The following is a 16,446-nucleotide window of genomic DNA, read 5'->3' as shown; positions in this document are numbered from 1 at the left end:
GCATTCCGATGCACAATGATGCATACTGTGTGACATGACTGAAGGTGGTACGACCGAGAACGCACGCAAGCCGATCAGAGTCGCCGTTGCCGGCGCCAGTGGGTACGCCGGTGGTGAGGTTCTGCGTCTGCTCCTCGGGCACCCCTCCTATGCCGACGGCAGTCTGGTGATCGGTTCGCTGACCGCCGGTGGCAACGCCGGTTCGACGCTCGGTGAGCATCATCCGCACTTGCTTCCACTCTCTTCGCGGGTACTCGAAGAGACCACTGTCGAAATCCTCTCGGGTCACGACGTCGTCTTCCTCGGTCTCCCACACGGAAATTCGGCTCAGTACGCCAAGTTGCTGCCCGAGTCGACGGTCATCATCGACTGCGGCGCGGACTTCCGGCTGCAGGATCCCGCAGCCTGGGAGAAGTACTACAAGAGCACTCATGCCGGTACCTGGCCATACGGTCTTCCTGAATTGCCCGGTGCCCGTGAGAAATTGGTAGGCGCAACCCGCATCGCTGTTCCGGGCTGCTACCCGACGGCAGCGAGCCTCGCGCTGGCCCCCGCCGTTGCCGCGGGGATCGTGGACTCACACGTGAACGTGGTTGCGGTCAGTGGCACTTCGGGCGCCGGCCGGGCACCGAAGGCTGATCTGCTGGGTTCCGAGGTCATGGGCTCCGTCCGTGCGTACGGCGTCGGCGGTGTCCATCGCCACACCCCCGAGATCATTCAGAATCTCTCGGCCGCAGGCGGCAAGGACATCAGTGTCTCCTTCACTCCGGTCCTCGCGCCCATGCCGCGCGGCATCCTCGCGACCTGCACGGCAGCCACCACGGCCACCGAAGAGCAAGCGCGCGAAATCTACGAAAAGGCATACAACGACGAGCCGTTCATCCACGTGCTGCCTGCCGGAGTCTTCCCGCAGACCGGTGCCGTGATCGGATCCAATGCCGTGCAGATCGGGGTCACCGTCGACGCCGACGCCGGTCAGCTCGTTGTCATCTCGGCAATCGACAATCTCACCAAGGGCACCGCCGGTGGCGCGGTGCAATCGATGAATCTCGCCCTTGGCCTACCCGAGACCGCAGGTCTCTCTACCGTGGGAGTAGCTCCGTGAGCACCGACAATCCGCAGCAGATCGACAACGCAATCGAGCCTGACGCGACCGTTGCAGACGTGGTTCACGTCGCCGGGGGACGTCTGCTCCGCACGCAGGGCGTCACCGCACCTGCCGGATTCCGCGGTGCCGGAATTGCTGCCGGTATCAAGAAGAGTGGCAAGTCGGACCTCGCATTGGTGCTCAACGAGGGACCCGATCTGGCCGCTGCCGGCGTCTTCACCCTGAACAAGGTCAAGGCAGCTCCGGTGCTCTGGTCTCAGCAGGTCCTGACGACGGGCAAGCTGCGCGCGGTGGTGCTCAACTCGGGCGGCGCGAACGCCTGCACGGGCGCGGGTGGATTCCAGGATGCACACAAGACTGCCGAGGAAGTTGCTTCGGCACTGAGTAATTGGGGCACCGAGACGGGCGCGATCGAGGTCGCTGTCTGTTCGACCGGACTTATCGGTGACCGCTTGCCCATGGACAAGCTGATCCCCGGTGTCACCGAGGTGGTGCACGAACTGGCCGGCGGAATCTCCGGCGGCACCGACGCGGCATACGCGATCATGACCACCGATACCGTGCCGAAGCAGGCGTCGCTGCACCACGCGAACAAATGGAACGTCGGCGGAATGGCCAAGGGCGCAGGCATGCTCGCGCCTGCGCTGGCCACCATGCTGTGCGTCGTCACGACCGATGCTGTCGCAACGGCGGATCAGCTCGATACCGCTCTGCGCGCCGCCACCCACCTGAGCTTCGATCGCCTCGACGTCGACGGCGCCACGTCCACCAACGACACAGTGCTCCTGTTGGCCTCCGGCGCCAGCGGTGTCACGCCGACGCAGGACGAACTGAACGCCGCAGTGCTGGCCGTGTGTGATGATCTCGCGGATCAGTTGATGGCAGACGCCGAGGGCGTCACCAAGCGGGTCAAGGTGACGGTTCGCGGCGCAGCGTCCGAGTCGGATGCGTTGATCGGCGCCCGGACGATCGCCCGCGACAGCCTGGTCAAGACAGCGCTTTTCGGTTCCGATCCCAATTGGGGCCGCGTTCTCGCCGCAGTGGGTATCGCTCCCATCGAGCTCGATCCCGATCGAATCAGTGTGTCCTTCAACGGGAGTCCCGTCTGCATCGACGGCGTCGGTGCTCCGGGGGCGCGTGAGGTGGACCTGAGTGGGATCGACATCGAACTCGACATCGATCTGGGAATCGGCAACGAGTCCGTGAGCATTCGCACCACGGACCTCTCGCATGCTTACGTCGAAGAGAACTCGGCGTATTCGTCATGACCGAGACGTATCCCGTGATCAGCGAGCATCAGAAAGCGCATGTCCTTGCCGACGCGCTGCCGTGGCTGCAGCGATTCCGCGACAAGGTGGTCGTGGTCAAGTACGGCGGAAACGCCATGATCGACGAGACGCTCAAAACGGCATTTGCCACCGACATGGCGTTCCTGCGGACTGTCGGCATCCATCCCGTCGTCGTGCACGGCGGTGGCCCGCAGATCAACGCGATGCTGGCACGCCTTGGCATGAAGGGTGAGTTCCGCGGTGGTTTCCGGGTCACGACGCCCGAGGTGATGGACGTCGTGCGGATGGTGCTTTTCGGTCAGGTCGGCCGTGAACTCGTCGGCTTGATCAACGCGCACGGTCCTTACGCGGTCGGTATCTCCGGTGAGGATGCGCACCTGTTCACCGCTACTCGACGCACTGTTGCGGTCGAGGGGGAGCAGACCGACATCGGGCTGGTCGGGGACGTCACCACCGTGAACCCAGACGCGGTACTCGATCTCATTGCGGCAGGACGTATTCCGGTCGTCTCGACCATCGCACCCGACGCCGACGGTGTCGTCCACAACATCAACGCCGATACCGCTGCAGCAGCACTGGCCGAGGCGATCGGTGCCGAGAAGCTCGTTGTCCTCACCGACGTCGAGGGCCTGTACACCGATTGGCCGGACCGAGCTTCACTGGCCACCGAAATCGACACCGACGCCCTGGCCCAGTTGTTGCCGAGTCTCGACGCCGGCATGGTGCCCAAGATGGAGGCCTGCCTTCGCGCGGTGCGCGGAGGTGTGCCGTCGGCGCACGTGATCGACGGCCGGCTCGAACATTCAGTCCTACTCGAACTTTTCACCGGTGAAGGAATCGGCACGATGGTCGTGCCGGGTTCCTCGGTCGCCGGTCCCCAGCAGGGAGCTATCTCATGAGCACGATCGATCTGCAGCAGCGGTGGTCCGCTTCGCTGATGAACAATTACGGCGTACCCCGGGTTGCTCTCGTCCGCGGTGACGGCGCCGTACTCACCGACGCCGACGGCAAGCAGTACGTCGATTTCCTGGCAGGAATCGCGGTCAACATCCTCGGACACGGACATCCGGCCGTCGTCGAAGCCGTCACTACTCAGTTGTCGACACTCGGCCATGTTTCCAACCTGTACGCCAGCGAGCCGGTCGTCGAGTTGGCGGAGCAGTTGCTCGCTCATCTCGGCAACGTCACCGGGCGCGCGTTCTTCTGCAACTCCGGTACCGAGGCGAACGAGGCTGCCTTCAAGCTCGCTCGCGCCACCGGCCGGAAGAAGATCATCGCAGCCGAAGGCTCCTTCCACGGTCGCACGATGGGGGCACTCGCTCTGACGGGTCAGCCGGCCAAGCGGGCGCCGTTCGAACCGATGCCCGCCGGTGTCGAGTTCGTGCCGTACGGCGACGTCGAGGCACTCGAGCAGGCCGTCGATTCCGACACCGCCGCTGTGTTCCTCGAACCGATCATGGGTGAGGGCGGCGTCGTGGTGCCACCCGAGGGATACCTCGTCGAGGCTCGGCGGATCACCGCCGAGCGCGGTGCACTTCTCGTGCTCGACGAAGTGCAGACCGGCATCGGCCGGACCGGCTGGTTCTACGCCCATCAGGCAGTCGGCATCGTCCCGGACGTCATCACCCTCGCGAAGGGACTCGGTGGCGGAATGCCGATCGGTGCCTGCATCGCGACCGGGGCAACGGCCGAGTTGTTCGGACCGGGTAAGCACGGTACGACGTTCGGTGGCAATCCGGTGTGTGCTGCGGCGGCACTTGCCGTGCTGAAAACCATTGCAGCGGAAGACCTGATCTCACGCGCCGACAGCTTGGGTAAGTCGATCTCGGCGGGCATCGAAGATCTGGGCCATCCGTTGGTCGACCACGTACGGGGATCAGGACTGTTGCTGGGTGTCGTGCTGACCGAGGACGTCGCGCCGGCGGTGGAAAACGCAGCGCGCGAAGCCGGGTACCTTGTGAATGCAGCGCAACCCGGAGTGATCCGGTTGGCGCCGCCGCTCATCCTCACGGACGAGCAGGCCGAAACCTTCGTGGCAGCACTACCTGCCATCTTCGACAGCGCACTATCGGCTGACCAGCCGGGGGAGAAGTGACTACCGTGGTGAAACACTTTCTCAGGGACGACGATCTGACTCCTGCGCAGCAGGCCGAAGTTCTCGAACTCGCAGCGATTCTCAAGAAGGACCCGTTCGCTCGGCGTCCGCTCGAGGGTCCCCGCGGAGTCGGTGTCATCTTCGAGAAGAACTCGACGCGTACACGTTTCTCGTTCGAGATGGGCATCGCACAGATGGGCGGCCACGCTGTCGTCGTAGACGGGCGCAGCACTCAACTCGGTCGTGAAGAGACCTTGGCGGACACCGGACGCGTTCTCTCCCGCTACGTCGATGCCGTCGTGTGGCGCACGTTCGGCCAGAAGCGACTGGAGCAAATGGCTACGGGCGCAACGATTCCTATCGTCAACGCATTGTCCGACGAATTTCATCCCTGTCAGGTTCTGGCCGATCTGCAAACGCTGATCGAGCAGAAGGGTGAGCTCAAGGGACTGAAGCTGACCTACCTGGGCGACGGCGCCAACAACATGGCTCACTCGCTGATGCTCGGCGGAGTCACCGCAGGCATCGACGTCACCATTGCCAGCCCCGCCGGCTTCGAACCGGCGGACTGGGTCGTGGCAGCAGCACGCAAACGCGCCGAGGAAACCGGCGCGACCATCACCCTGACTCAGGACCCGCAGGCCGGCGTCGTCGGTGCCGACGCGTTGGTCACCGATACCTGGACCTCGATGGGTCAGGAGAACGACGGACTCGATCGGGTCGGACCTTTCCGTCCGTTCCAGATCAACAAGGAGCTGCTCGCAAAGGCAGATCCGAAGGCCGTCGTCCTGCACTGCCTGCCCGCGCATCGCGGCGAAGAAGTCACCGACGAGGTTCTCGACGGGCCGCAGAGTGTTGTCTGGGACGAGGCGGAGAACCGTCTGCACGCCCAGAAGGCATTGCTCGTGTGGCTGCTGGAACAGCGAACCCAACTGGACCCGGCGTGAGCGTCGCTCCCACTCGGGCTGGTCGCCAGTCGCGCATCATCGCGCTTCTGGCGGCTCACCCTGTCCGAAGTCAGACGGAGCTGGCGGCCTTGCTCGGTGCCGAGGGCATCGAAGCAACGCAGGCGACGCTCTCGCGTGACCTCGAAGAGCTGGGAGCGGTGAAACTGCGTGCCGCCGACGGCGGCGCCGGTGTTTACGTGGTGCCGGAGGACGGGAACCCGGTACGCGGTGTGGCCGGCGGTACCGACCGCCTCTCACGGCTGTTGGGTGAGTTGTTGGTCTCCACCGATTTCAGCGGCAACATGGCGATCCTCCGGACACCGCCGGGAGCCGCGCACTACCTCGCGAGCGCACTGGATCGGTCCTCGATGCCGGACATCGTGGGCACGATCGCCGGAGATGACACCATCTTCGTAGTGGCCCGGGAACCGCTTTCCGGAGCGGAACTCGCGGCCATGATCGAATCGCTCGCCTGACCCCTTATTCTTTGATAGAGATTTTCAACCGAAGGAGCACAAAAACCATGGCCGATCGCGTCGTACTCGCCTACTCGGGCGGGCTGGACACTTCTGTTGCCATCAGTTGGATCGGTAAGGAGACGGGCGCTGAAGTTGTCGCCGTCGCCATCGATCTGGGGCAGGGTGGCGAGGACATGGAGGTCGTGCGTCAGCGCGCGATCGACTGCGGCGCAGTCGAATCCGTTGTCGTCGACGCCCGCGACGAGTTCGCGGACGAATACTGCCTGCCGACCATCGCGGCCAACGCCCTGTACATGGACCGCTACCCGCTCGTCTCGGCCATCAGCCGTCCGCTGATCGTCAAGCACATCGTCGAAGCTGCACGCTCGCACGGCGGCACCATCGTCTCGCACGGTTGCACCGGTAAGGGCAACGACCAGGTTCGCTTCGAGGTCGGATTCGGCGCCCTCGCACCCGACCTGCAGGTCATCGCACCGGTCCGCGACTACGCCTGGACCCGCGAGAAGGCCATCGCCTTCGCCGAAGAGAACAACATCCCGATCAACGTCTCCAAGAAGTCGCCGTTCTCGATCGACCAGAACGTCTGGGGCCGCGCCGTCGAGACCGGATTCCTCGAGGATCTGTGGAACGCGCCGACGAAGGACGTCTACGACTACACCCAGGACCCGACGGTCAACTGGAACGCACCCGACGAGCTCATCATCAGCTTCGACAAGGGCCGCCCGGTCGCCATCGACGGCCGCCCGGTGTCGGTTCTCGAAGCCATTCAGGAACTGAACAAGCGCGCAGGCGCTCAGGGCGTCGGCCGTCTCGACGTCGTCGAGGACCGTCTCGTGGGCATCAAGAGCCGTGAGATCTACGAAGCTCCCGGCGCCATGGTTCTCATCACCGCGCACCAGGAACTCGAACACGTCACCCTCGAACGCGAACTCGGTCGCTACAAGCGTCAGATGGAGCAGCGTTGGTCCGAGCTGGTCTACGACGGCCTCTGGTTCTCGCCCCTCAAGGACGCACTGGACACGTTCGTCAACAAGACGCAGGAACGCGTCACCGGCGACATTCGTCTCTTCCTGCACGGTGGAGCCATCACCGTCAACGGTCGTCGTAGCCCGGAGTCGCTCTACGACTTCAACCTCGCGACGTACGACGAGGGCGACAGCTTCGACCAGTCCGCATCGAAGGGCTTCGTCGAGATCCACGGTCTGTCGTCGAAGGTCGCCGCGAAGCGCGATCTGGGACTCTGAGCCATGACGGCTCACGGTGACGGAGACGCTCAAAAACACGGCACCAACGAAGGTGCGCTGTGGGGCGGGCGGTTCGAGTCCGGACCGGCCGCTGCCATGGCGGCGCTGAGCAAGTCGACTCACTTCGACTGGGTCCTCGCTCCGTACGACGTGCGGGCGTCGCAGGCGCATGCGCGTGTGCTGAACAAGGCAGGCCTGCTCAGTGAAGCCGACCTCGTGACAATGCTCGACGGTCTCGACCGCCTGGCGGCAGATGTTGCCAGTGGCGCCTTCGGGCCCAGCGAGTCGGACGAGGACGTACACGGCGCACTCGAGCGTGGTCTGATCGAGCGTGTCGGGCCTGAGGTCGGTGGGCGCCTGCGTGCTGGACGTTCGCGAAACGACCAGGTGGCCACGCTGTTCCGCATGTGGCTTCGCGATGCAGTCCGCCGCATCTCCACCGGAGTTCTCGACGTGGTCGACGCATTGGCGACTCAGGCCGGGGCGCATCCGGATGCCGTGATGCCGGGCAAGACGCACCTGCAGGCGGCTCAGCCGGTCCTGTTGGCGCATCACCTGCTCGCTCACGCACATCCACTGTTGCGGGACGTGCAGCGCCTTCGCGACTTCGACGTGCGAGCTGCGGTGTCCCCGTACGGTTCCGGTGCACTGGCCGGTTCCTCACTCGGACTCGATCCCGAAGCGATTGCGGCGGAACTGAAGTTCGACAGCTCGGCCGAGAACTCGATCGACGCAACGGCTTCGCGTGATTTCGCAGCCGAGGCAGCGTTCGTGCTCGCAATGATCGGTGTCGATCTCTCCCGTATGGCGGAAGAGATCATCATCTGGAGCACACCGGAGTTCGGCTACATCACGCTTGCCGACGCGTGGTCGACGGGATCGTCGATCATGCCGCAGAAGAAGAATCCGGATGTCTCGGAACTGACGCGCGGTAAGTCGGGTCGTTTGATCGGCAACCTGACCGGATTGTTGGCGACGCTCAAGGCTCAGCCGCTGGCGTACAACCGCGATCTGCAAGAGGACAAGGAACCGGTTTTCGACTCGGTTGCGCAGCTCGAGATGCTGCTCCCGGCCATCACCGGTCTGGTGCAGACGCTCGAGTTCCACACCGAGCGCATGGCGGAACTAGCTCCGGCAGGGTTCACGTTGGCCACCGACATCGCGGAGTGGATGGTGCGTCAGGGCGTGCCGTTCCGGGTTGCCCACGAGGCTGCCGGAGCGTGCGTGCGTGTCGCCGAAGCACGAGGGGTCGGACTCGAAGATCTCACCGACGAGGAGCTGGCCGGCGTCGACAGCGCGCTGACACCCGCTGTTCGTGAGGTGCTGACAGTCGAGGGTTCCATTGCTTCGCGCAACGCGCGAGGCGGCACTGCGGGGGTGCGGGTTGCCGAGCAGCTGGACGGAGTCAAAGCAGTGGCGCAGTCACTGCGGGAATGGACCCTGTGACCTCGCGGTCACGAGTGTTGTCGCTCTCTTTTCGGCAGTAGTCCTTCGGTCGTACGCGGTCAGGTAGCAGAATTTGCTCCCTGACCGCGTACGCGTATTCATCGTCAGTAGGCTTGTCGCGCGCGGGAAAAATGAGACTGACGTCACATGGTGAGTAACTTGGGAGTGAAATGGTGGGATTGAATTCCAAGTCTGTGCTGGGCCCGATTCGTCGGGTGGTTGCGACAGCACAAAACGGCCTCGAGGTCGTCCGGTTGGGTGGGCTGGAAACGGATGCGACCACGTCGCCGTTCGAGATCGTCGAACGCGCAGCGATGTATCGGCTACGGCGCTACTTCCCGGACAGTGACCCGGAAACCGTCGGCGCACCGATCTTGCTGATCCCGCCGATGATGATGTCGGCGAACGTGTACGACGTGACCCGTGACCAGGGCGCTGTGGGAATTCTGCACGAGATGGGCCTTGATCCCTGGGTCGTCGATTTCGGTTCGCCCGACTCCGAAGAGGGCGGTTGGGATCGTAACCTCGCCGATCACATCATCGCTCTCAGCGACATCGTCGATCACATCCACCGTCACACCGGAAAAGATGTTCACATCTCCGGTTATTCGCAGGGTGGCATGTTCGCCTATCAGGCTGCCGCGTATCGGCGTAGTCGAAACATCGCCAGCGTCATCACCTTCGGCAGTCCGGTCGACACACTCGCCGCGCTACCCTTCGGCATCCCGGCGGGATTGGCAACCAAGGGTGCAGATTTCCTCGCCGATCACGTCTTCAATCGCCTGGCGGTCACCGGGTGGATGGCCCGTACCGGGTTCCAGTTGCTCGATCCCGTGAAGACGCTGAAGATGCGCGTCGACTTTCTGCTTCAACTGCACGACCGTGAGGCGTTGCTTCCGCGGGAGCAGCAACGCCGCTTCCTCGCGACCGAGGGTTGGGTCGCGTGGTCGGGGCCCGCGGTAGCCGAACTGCTCAAGCAGTTCATCGTGCACAACCGAATGATGACCGGTGGGTTCGTCATCAAGGATCAATTGGTCTCGCTCGCCGAGATCACCTGCCCCATCCTGGCATTCGTCGGTGAGGTCGACGACATCGGCCAGCCGCAAGCGGTTCGAGGCATCAGTCAAGCCGCTCCGCGGGCGAAGGTCTACGAATCTACCTTGCGTGCAGGCCATTTCGGTTTGGTTGTCGGTTCCACTGCGGCCAATCACACCTGGCCGACCACCGGTGAATTTGTACAGTGGACCGAGACGGGTGGACCCCTCCCGGACCGTATCGCGAACATGGTCTACGGCGCCGACCTCGAAGACCAGACCGGTGTGTCGATCAGCAATCGGATCATCCACACCGTCGCCTCGGTCGCTGAAGTAGGTGCAGGAGTCACCAAGGGAATCAGTGACCTTGCCGCCGGTGCGTTGCGCGGCACTTTCGAATTGTCGGGAGAAGCGGCACGAGCGTTGCCACGTCTGGCTCGACTCAACCAGATTCAGCCGCACACCAAGATCTCGCTGAGCCAGTTGCTGGCGGAGCAGCGTCGAAAGGCGCCGAACGGCGAGTGCTTCCTCTTCGACAATCGCGTGCACACGTATGAAGCGGTCAACGCGCGTATCGACAATGTCGTGCGTGGATTGATCTCCGTGGGAGTGCGTCCGGCAGCGCATGTCGGTGTCCTGATGGAGACCCGTCCCAGCGCACTCGCGGCCATCGCAGCCCTGTCGCGACTTGGTGCCGTCGCGGTCATGCTTCCGCCAGGCTCCGACATCACGGCGGCGGTCAGGCTGGGGTCGGTCGATCGGATCATCACCGATCCGGAAAACGTCGATGCTGCAGTGGTTACCGGTCGGCCGGTACTGGTGCTCGGCGGCGGCGATGCCCGTGGCCTCGAGGTGGATCCGTCACACGACGTGATCGATCTCGAACAAATCGATCCGACGAAGGTCAATCTGCCCGGGTGGTACCGACCGGATCCCGGTGTCGCCCGCGAACTCGCCTTCATCATCTTTGCGGAATCCGGCGGTGTGCTCGAGGCCAAGCAGATCACAAACTACCGGTGGGCATTGTCGGCCTTCGGCACGGCTACGGCGGCAGATCTCGATCGCGGTGACACCGTGTACTGCCTTGCGCCACTCCATCATTCGTCGAGTCTGCTCGCGACCATCGGTGGTGCCATGGCCGGTGGCTCACGCGTTGCGCTCTCACGTGGACTGAACCCCGCGAGGTTCGTCGAGGAAATCCACCGCTACGGCGTGACGGTCGTGAGTTACACGTGGTCGATGATGCGCGAGATACTCGACGAGGATCTTCTTCTCATCGACGGTAGTCATCCGGTCCGCCTGTTCATCGGTTCGGGCATGCCCCATGGTCTGTGGAAGCGGACAACGGAGGCGTTCGACCCCGCGCAGGTACTCGAGTTCTATGCGTCGACCGAAGGCGACGTGATTCTTGCCAATGTTGCAGGCTCCAAAGTTGGTTCCAAGGGGCGCCCGCTGCCGGGTAGCGCGCAGGTGCGGTTGGCGGCATACGACCCCCTGAGTGGTCGGCTCCTCGAGAACGGAAACGGATTTGTCCGTGAGTGCGCCGAAGACGAGGTCGGATTGCTGCTCGGGCGCGCGGGATTCACCGCCGATCTCTCGGGCGGAGCCATGCGAGGTCTCTTCCAAGCCGGCGATTCGTGGATTCCCACCGAAAATCTCTTCCGCCGGGACGCCGACGGCGACTACTGGCTGATCGACCACAAGAACACGGTCATTTCCACGCTCCGCGGTCCCGTGTTCACCCAGCCGATCGTCGACGCGTTGTCGAGTGTGGCGCGGGTGGATCTTGCCGTCGCATACGGAGTCGGTGACGCGCCGCATCAGCTGGCGGTCGCTGCCGTGACTTGGCGTCCGGGGCGGCAGTTCCGTTCTGCGGAGCTTGCAGAGGCCCTCTCGCGCATCGCTTTCGACGCTCGTCCGGATATCGTGCAGGTGGTTGACGAGATCCCGGTGGGTTCGTCGTACCGTCCGAGCTCCACTGCTTTGGCTGCGGCCGGATTGCCGGCGCCGGGGCCACGGACCTGGTTCCTCGATTCCGAGTCGCAGTCGTACAAGCGGCTGACCAAGGCAATTGCCGCGCAGTTGATGCCGACGAGGGTGAGCACCGGAGCACGGTAGCCTGAGGACATTCTGTTTGATCGGTTCGAGAGGACACACGTGGCTATTGATTCGACGTTGCTCAGCATTTTGGCCTGCCCCCAGGACAAAGGCCCGCTGCTGCTGGTCGGGGACGAGTTGCTCTACAACCCGCGCCTGCGACGTGCCTACCCGATCGAGAACGGCATTCCCGTTCTGTTGATCGACGAGGCACGCGATGTAGCGGACGACGAACACGAGAAGTTGCTCGCGCGGGCTGAAGGCTAGATCGGTAATTCACCGATCAGGTACCGCTGGAGGTTCGGCGCCACCAGCGGTACCAACGCGTCAACGCTCAATGATGCGAGTGGTTCGAGTCCGAGCACATATCGCGTGACAAGCAGTCCGGCCATCTGAGATGCCACCAATTCCGCTCTGATCAAGCCGGTACCAGGTGGTGTGTCCACCCGCGGAATGATGTCGCGCAATACGACATCGAGCAGAAAGCTCTGGATCAACTGCGATCCGTCGCCGGAAATGGCTGATCGAAAAGCCGCCAGAATCGCCGGCTGGTGTTCCGAATCCCATAGCCCGATCACCGCCCGGAGAAGGCTTTCGCCGAGGTTTTCGGTCGGGGAGGTGTGAACCGGTCCCAGTACCTTTGCTGGATCGATCGGTAGCGCGATCGCAGCGGTGAACAACTGCTCCTTGCTCCCGAAATGGTGATGAATCATAGCCGGATCGACGTCAGCGGCCGCAGCTATCGATCGAACGGTTGTTCGTCGAAAACCGTTCTGGGAGAACGCCCGTCGCGCCGAATCGAGGATCTGCGCGCGAGTCTCCGACTTGCCCGGTCGTCGCCCCGAACGAATCGGTGCAGGACTCGTGTCCTTGTCGGTCATGGAGTGCGGCGATCGAGTGTGGCCGCGGCCAGCGAGAGTGCGGCGGCGGCGAAGCCCGCCATGACGGCGAGATCACGCCACATCTGACCCGTCGCGTCGGCATGCATCGACACTTGCTGAAGTGCGTCGACGGCGTAGCTCAAGGGGAGGACGTTGCTGATCCATTCGAGCCAGGTCGGCAATTGGTCGCGCGGTACCAGGAGTCCGCAGAGGAAGAGCTGTGGAACCACAACTACCGGCATGAATTGCACCGCTTGGAACTCGGTCTTCGCGAATGCGCTGGCCAACAGGCCTAGCGCAACGCCCAGTATTGCGCCGAGAACTGCAATGACGATGACCCAGGCAAGACTGCCGGCGATGGTGAGTCCGAGGAATCCGAAAGCAACCGCGCACGCGAGGGCTGCCTGAGCGGCGGCGGAGAGCGAAAATGCCGCCCCGTATCCGGCGAGAAGGTCGAGTTTGCCCATCGGTGTGGTGAGCAGGCGTTCGAGTGTGCCTGAACTGCGTTCGCGTTGCATCGCGATGGACGTGACCAGGAACATGACGACAAACGGCAAGATTCCCAACATCGTGATCGCCACTCGTTGGAAGAGCGAAACCTGGCCGGGTGGCGTCGGGACGTCTTGATAGAGGAAATAGAGCAGAATCATCAGTAACGACGGGACCAACAAGATCATGGCCACCGTGCGGTGATCTTGGCGGAGCTGAAGCAGAATGCGTACGGTCGTAGCACCGAAGATCCTGATGCTCATGATATTTCGCCTCCGACGGGTGAAGTCCGAATCAGCTCGAGAAAGGCGTCCTCGAGCCGTTCACATCTGGTTTTGGCGCGCAATTCATCGGGTGTGAGTTGAGCGAGGAGGTGCCCGTCTCGCATCAGGATCAGCTCAGCGCAGTGGTCGGCCTCATCCATGACGTGGCTGGAGACCAACAGGGTGGTTCCGCTGCGAGCAAGGTCAGCGAATCGTTCCCACAATTCGACGCGAAGCACCGGATCGAGGCCGACGGTCGGTTCGTCGAGGATCAACACATCAGGTGACGCCACCAACGCGCAAGCCAGCGAGACTCGCCCGCGTTGACCTCCAGACAGATCGGCGGCGGTCTGGTCGGCGTATCGGCTCAATCCGACGGCGTCGACCGCTGCTGCGACGTCGGCGCCGGACTTGCCGTAAAGAGCGCCGAAGTACTGGACGTTTCGAGTGACCGTCAGGTCGCCGTACACGCTGGGGGATTGGGTGACATATCCGACCCGGTGACGAAGAGCAACGGAACCGGCGAGGTCGCCCAGCACTCTGACCTCACCACTTTCGACGATCTGTGTTCCGACAATCGCGCGCATCAGGGTTGTCTTGCCGCAGCCGGACGGGCCGAGCAGTCCGGTGATCGATCCTGCTGATACCTGCAGGTCAAGCGAGTGAAGAACTTCGTGCTTGCCGCGAATGACTCGTAGTCCGCGGATATCTATTGCCGGCGTTGTGGTCACGGTTCGCCTCGTTTCAATAATTCATCACTTGTTGAATTATGCGACTCGGCCGACCGATGAGTCAACGGCGTGGGCACAATCGAAGGGTGAGCATCGAGACCTTGGAAAATGTGGAGAACCCGTTGGAAGCGGGCCTGACAATTCTCGGCTCGACCCTGACCGTCGACGACATCTCGCTGAGGATCGTCGAGGTCGAGGCGTACGGAGGGGAGAAGGACGGGCCATGGCCGGATCCGGCAGCACATTCGTATCGGGGGAGAACGCCGCGGAACAGCGTGATGTTCGGGCGGGCGGGGCGTCTCTACGTCTACCGCAGCTATGGAATGCACTTTTGTATGAACATCTCGTACGGCCCGGATGGTGTCGCGGGTGGTGTTCTGCTCCGAGCGGCAGAAATCGAGGCCGGTCACGATGTGGTGTCTGCTCGGAGATCGCCGGATCGACCATCTCACCAATGGGCCAGAGGGCCGGGTAATCTCGGTGCTTCTGTCGCAATCACGTTGGCGGACAACGGAACAGACGTGTTCAACCCTGCCTCTCGGATTCGGCTCGAATTGGGGGAGTCGAAGGAATGGGTGAGCGGACCGCGGGTGGGGGTCAGTACCGCGGCGGAGGTTCCGTGGCGCCTGTGGATTCCGGACTCGCGAGCGGTGTCCGCGTATCGCCGAAGCCCGCGAGCGCCGGTCATTTCGTGAAGATGGGATGATCGAGTCCGTGACTGAGAATATTCTCGACGAACTGACCTGGCGCGGGCTGATCGCCCAATCAACCGATCTCGACGCTTTGCGTAAAGATCTCGAGGCCGGACCGGTCACGTTGTATGCGGGCTTCGACCCGACAGGACCGAGCCTGCACGCAGGTCACCTGGTTCCGCTCCTCGCGCTCAAGCGGTTTCAGCGCGCCGGCAACCGCCCGATCGTTCTTGCCGGCGGTGCAACGGGCCTGATCGGAGACCCCCGTGACGTCGGGGAACGGACGATGAACTCCGCCGATACCGTCGCGGACTGGGCAGGTCGCATCCGTGGTCAGCTCGAACGATTCGTGGATTTCGACGATTCGCCGACGAGCGCGGTCATCGAGAACAACATGAACTGGACCGGCAAGATGTCGGCCATCGACTTCCTGCGTGATGTCGGCAAACACTTCTCCGTGAACGTCATGCTTGCGCGTGACACCGTGAAGCGTCGTCTCGAGTCGGACGGTATGTCGTACACCGAGTTCAGCTACATGCTGCTCCAGGCCAACGACTACCTGCACTTGCGACGCGATCTCGGCTGCACTCTGCAGGTCGGCGGGTCCGATCAGTGGGGCAACATCATTGCCGGCGTCGAACTCAACCGTCGTGTCGACGGTGAGAGCGTGCACGCAATGACGGTTCCGCTGGTGACCTCGGCCGATGGCAAAAAGTTCGGAAAGTCGACCGGTGGCGGCAGTTTGTGGCTCGACCCCGAGATGACCAGCCCGTACGCCTGGTACCAGTACTTCGTGAACACCGGCGACGCCGACGTGATCAAGTACCTGCGCTGGTTCACCTTCCTGACTGCGGACGAACTCGCAGAGTTGGAGACTGCAACGGCAGAGCGGCCGCATGCGCGAGAAGCGCAGAAGCGACTTGCCGCGGAGATGACGACCTTGGTTCACGGGGAACACAACACCCGTGCTGTCGAGCTCGCCAGTCAGGCGTTGTTCGGCAAGGCGGAGCTGGCGGAACTCGACGAGTCGACGCTAGCCGCGGCGCTGAAAGAAGCATCGGTCAGCGAATTGGCGCCGGGGGAGCCGCGCACGATCATCGATCTGCTCGTGACGAGCGGCTTGTGCGAGAGCAAGGGGGCCGCTCGACGCGCCGTGAAAGAGGGCGGTGCTTCGGTGAACAACCAGAAGGTGTCGGCCGACGACTGGGAGCCCACCGCATCCGATCTGCTTCACGGCCGCTGGTTAGTCGTCCGGCGCGGAAAGCGCAACTTCGCCGGCGTGAGAATCCTTCCAAACTGACGTGTGTGGGGTCACAGTTGTCTAGCGGGGCTCCTGTGGCCGCTGGTGGCCCGCCTCCGGGCGGGCTACCAGCGGATTTAACCTGTCGAACATCTGCGACCTGCACGTTTGACGCTCAGTTTTCATTCGCGTAACTTTGTCCAAGTCAGAGCGACACGGACACCAACCCCGACCGACAGGCCGGGGAAACGCGGTTGGACGAAGTCGGAGACAATCACGCTCAGCGGGAACTTGCTTCCCTGGAGCGAACAAGCTAAGATTGTAACCCTTGCCCCGGAGCTTTCAACCTGGTTGAAGTGATGGTGTGTGCGTGTTCTTTGAGAACTCAACAGTGTGTCGATGAATGTCAGT

At 63.0% G+C, this 16,446-nt stretch carries 15 protein-coding genes; 12 read left to right on the top strand and 3 right to left on the bottom strand.

Going from position 1 to position 16,446, the window contains the following annotated elements:
* Nucleotides 1-34 precede the first annotated feature (34 nt).
* The 10 genes from argC to P3G66_RS26575 all read left to right on the top strand — a co-directional run bounded on the left by argC (nucleotide 35) and on the right by P3G66_RS26575 (nucleotide 12,006).
* Nucleotides 35-1,105, top strand: coding sequence for an N-acetyl-gamma-glutamyl-phosphate reductase (gene argC, locus P3G66_RS26620; RefSeq protein ID WP_019748609.1), 1,071 nt, complete (start codon nucleotides 35-37; stop codon nucleotides 1,103-1,105).
* Nucleotides 1,106-1,137: 32 nt separating this feature from the next.
* The gene (gene argJ / locus P3G66_RS26615; RefSeq protein ID WP_050656537.1) at nucleotides 1,138-2,376 is read left to right on the top strand and encodes a bifunctional glutamate N-acetyltransferase/amino-acid acetyltransferase ArgJ; all 1,239 of its coding nucleotides are present in this window, start codon (nucleotides 1,138-1,140) and stop codon (nucleotides 2,374-2,376) included.
* The gene (gene argB, locus P3G66_RS26610) at nucleotides 2,373-3,296 is read left to right on the top strand and encodes an acetylglutamate kinase (protein ID WP_276117346.1); all 924 of its coding nucleotides are present in this window, start codon (nucleotides 2,373-2,375) and stop codon (nucleotides 3,294-3,296) included. The genes argJ and argB overlap by 4 nt, the downstream gene beginning before the upstream one ends.
* The gene (locus P3G66_RS26605; protein WP_003944100.1) at nucleotides 3,293-4,492 is read left to right on the top strand and encodes an acetylornithine transaminase; all 1,200 of its coding nucleotides are present in this window, start codon (nucleotides 3,293-3,295) and stop codon (nucleotides 4,490-4,492) included. Before argB ends, P3G66_RS26605 begins: the two co-directional genes overlap by 4 nt.
* On the top strand, nucleotides 4,489-5,439 hold the full coding sequence (gene argF / locus P3G66_RS26600) for an ornithine carbamoyltransferase (RefSeq protein WP_021334039.1): 951 nt from the start codon (nucleotides 4,489-4,491) through the stop codon (nucleotides 5,437-5,439). Before P3G66_RS26605 ends, argF begins: the two co-directional genes overlap by 4 nt.
* Nucleotides 5,436-5,915 (top strand): arginine repressor, encoded by a 480-nt coding sequence (locus tag P3G66_RS26595; protein ID WP_007736224.1) that lies wholly within the window; start codon nucleotides 5,436-5,438, stop codon nucleotides 5,913-5,915. Before argF ends, P3G66_RS26595 begins: the two co-directional genes overlap by 4 nt.
* Before the next feature lie 47 nt (nucleotides 5,916-5,962).
* Nucleotides 5,963-7,162: an argininosuccinate synthase gene (locus tag P3G66_RS26590; RefSeq protein WP_007736221.1), complete on the top strand. Its 1,200-nt coding sequence runs from the start codon at nucleotides 5,963-5,965 to the stop codon at nucleotides 7,160-7,162.
* Nucleotides 7,163-7,165: 3 nt separating this feature from the next.
* Nucleotides 7,166-8,608 carry an argininosuccinate lyase gene (gene argH, locus P3G66_RS26585; protein WP_003944092.1) on the top strand — a complete coding sequence of 481 codons (1,443 nt, stop codon included), beginning with the start codon at nucleotides 7,166-7,168 and terminating at the stop codon, nucleotides 8,606-8,608.
* Between the two features lie 170 nt (nucleotides 8,609-8,778).
* The gene (locus P3G66_RS26580) at nucleotides 8,779-11,760 is read left to right on the top strand and encodes an acyl-CoA synthetase (protein WP_276117345.1); all 2,982 of its coding nucleotides are present in this window, start codon (nucleotides 8,779-8,781) and stop codon (nucleotides 11,758-11,760) included.
* Nucleotides 11,761-11,799: 39 nt separating this feature from the next.
* Nucleotides 11,800-12,006 carry a Trm112 family protein gene (locus P3G66_RS26575; protein ID WP_003944045.1) on the top strand — a complete coding sequence of 69 codons (207 nt, stop codon included), beginning with the start codon at nucleotides 11,800-11,802 and terminating at the stop codon, nucleotides 12,004-12,006.
* Here P3G66_RS26575 and P3G66_RS26570 read toward each other — a convergent pair.
* Genes P3G66_RS26570 through P3G66_RS26560 form a run of 3 tightly spaced genes read right to left on the bottom strand, consistent with a single transcriptional unit; the run spans nucleotide 12,003 to nucleotide 14,103 of the window.
* Nucleotides 12,003-12,620: a TetR family transcriptional regulator gene (locus P3G66_RS26570; protein WP_030536723.1), complete on the bottom strand. Its 618-nt coding sequence runs from the start codon at nucleotides 12,618-12,620 to the stop codon at nucleotides 12,003-12,005. The genes P3G66_RS26575 and P3G66_RS26570 overlap by 4 nt on opposite strands.
* Nucleotides 12,617-13,372, bottom strand: a complete 756-nt coding sequence (locus tag P3G66_RS26565) for an ABC transporter permease (RefSeq protein ID WP_003944033.1) — start codon at nucleotides 13,370-13,372, stop codon at nucleotides 12,617-12,619. The genes P3G66_RS26570 and P3G66_RS26565 overlap by 4 nt, the downstream gene beginning before the upstream one ends.
* Nucleotides 13,369-14,103 carry an ABC transporter ATP-binding protein gene (locus tag P3G66_RS26560; RefSeq protein WP_021334043.1) on the bottom strand — a complete coding sequence of 245 codons (735 nt, stop codon included), beginning with the start codon at nucleotides 14,101-14,103 and terminating at the stop codon, nucleotides 13,369-13,371. The genes P3G66_RS26565 and P3G66_RS26560 overlap by 4 nt, the downstream gene beginning before the upstream one ends.
* A gap of 86 nt (nucleotides 14,104-14,189) precedes the next feature.
* On the opposite strand from P3G66_RS26560, the gene P3G66_RS26555 reads away from it, so the two are divergent.
* Together P3G66_RS26555 and tyrS are read left to right on the top strand one after the other, a co-directional pair.
* Nucleotides 14,190-14,798, top strand: a complete 609-nt coding sequence (locus P3G66_RS26555) for a DNA-3-methyladenine glycosylase (protein WP_003944023.1) — start codon at nucleotides 14,190-14,192, stop codon at nucleotides 14,796-14,798.
* Between the two features lie 19 nt (nucleotides 14,799-14,817).
* Nucleotides 14,818-16,095, top strand: coding sequence for a tyrosine--tRNA ligase (gene tyrS / locus P3G66_RS26550; RefSeq protein ID WP_218694812.1), 1,278 nt, complete (start codon nucleotides 14,818-14,820; stop codon nucleotides 16,093-16,095).
* Nucleotides 16,096-16,446: the final 351 nt, after the last annotated feature.

The sequence above is a fragment of the Rhodococcus sp. C3V genome (assembly GCF_029269915.1).
GTDB classification, from domain to species: Bacteria; Actinomycetota; Actinomycetes; order Mycobacteriales; family Mycobacteriaceae; genus Rhodococcus_F; species Rhodococcus_F qingshengii.
The sequence above is the reverse complement of the archived record's forward strand: the minus strand, read 5'-3'. Positions and strand labels throughout refer to the sequence as shown.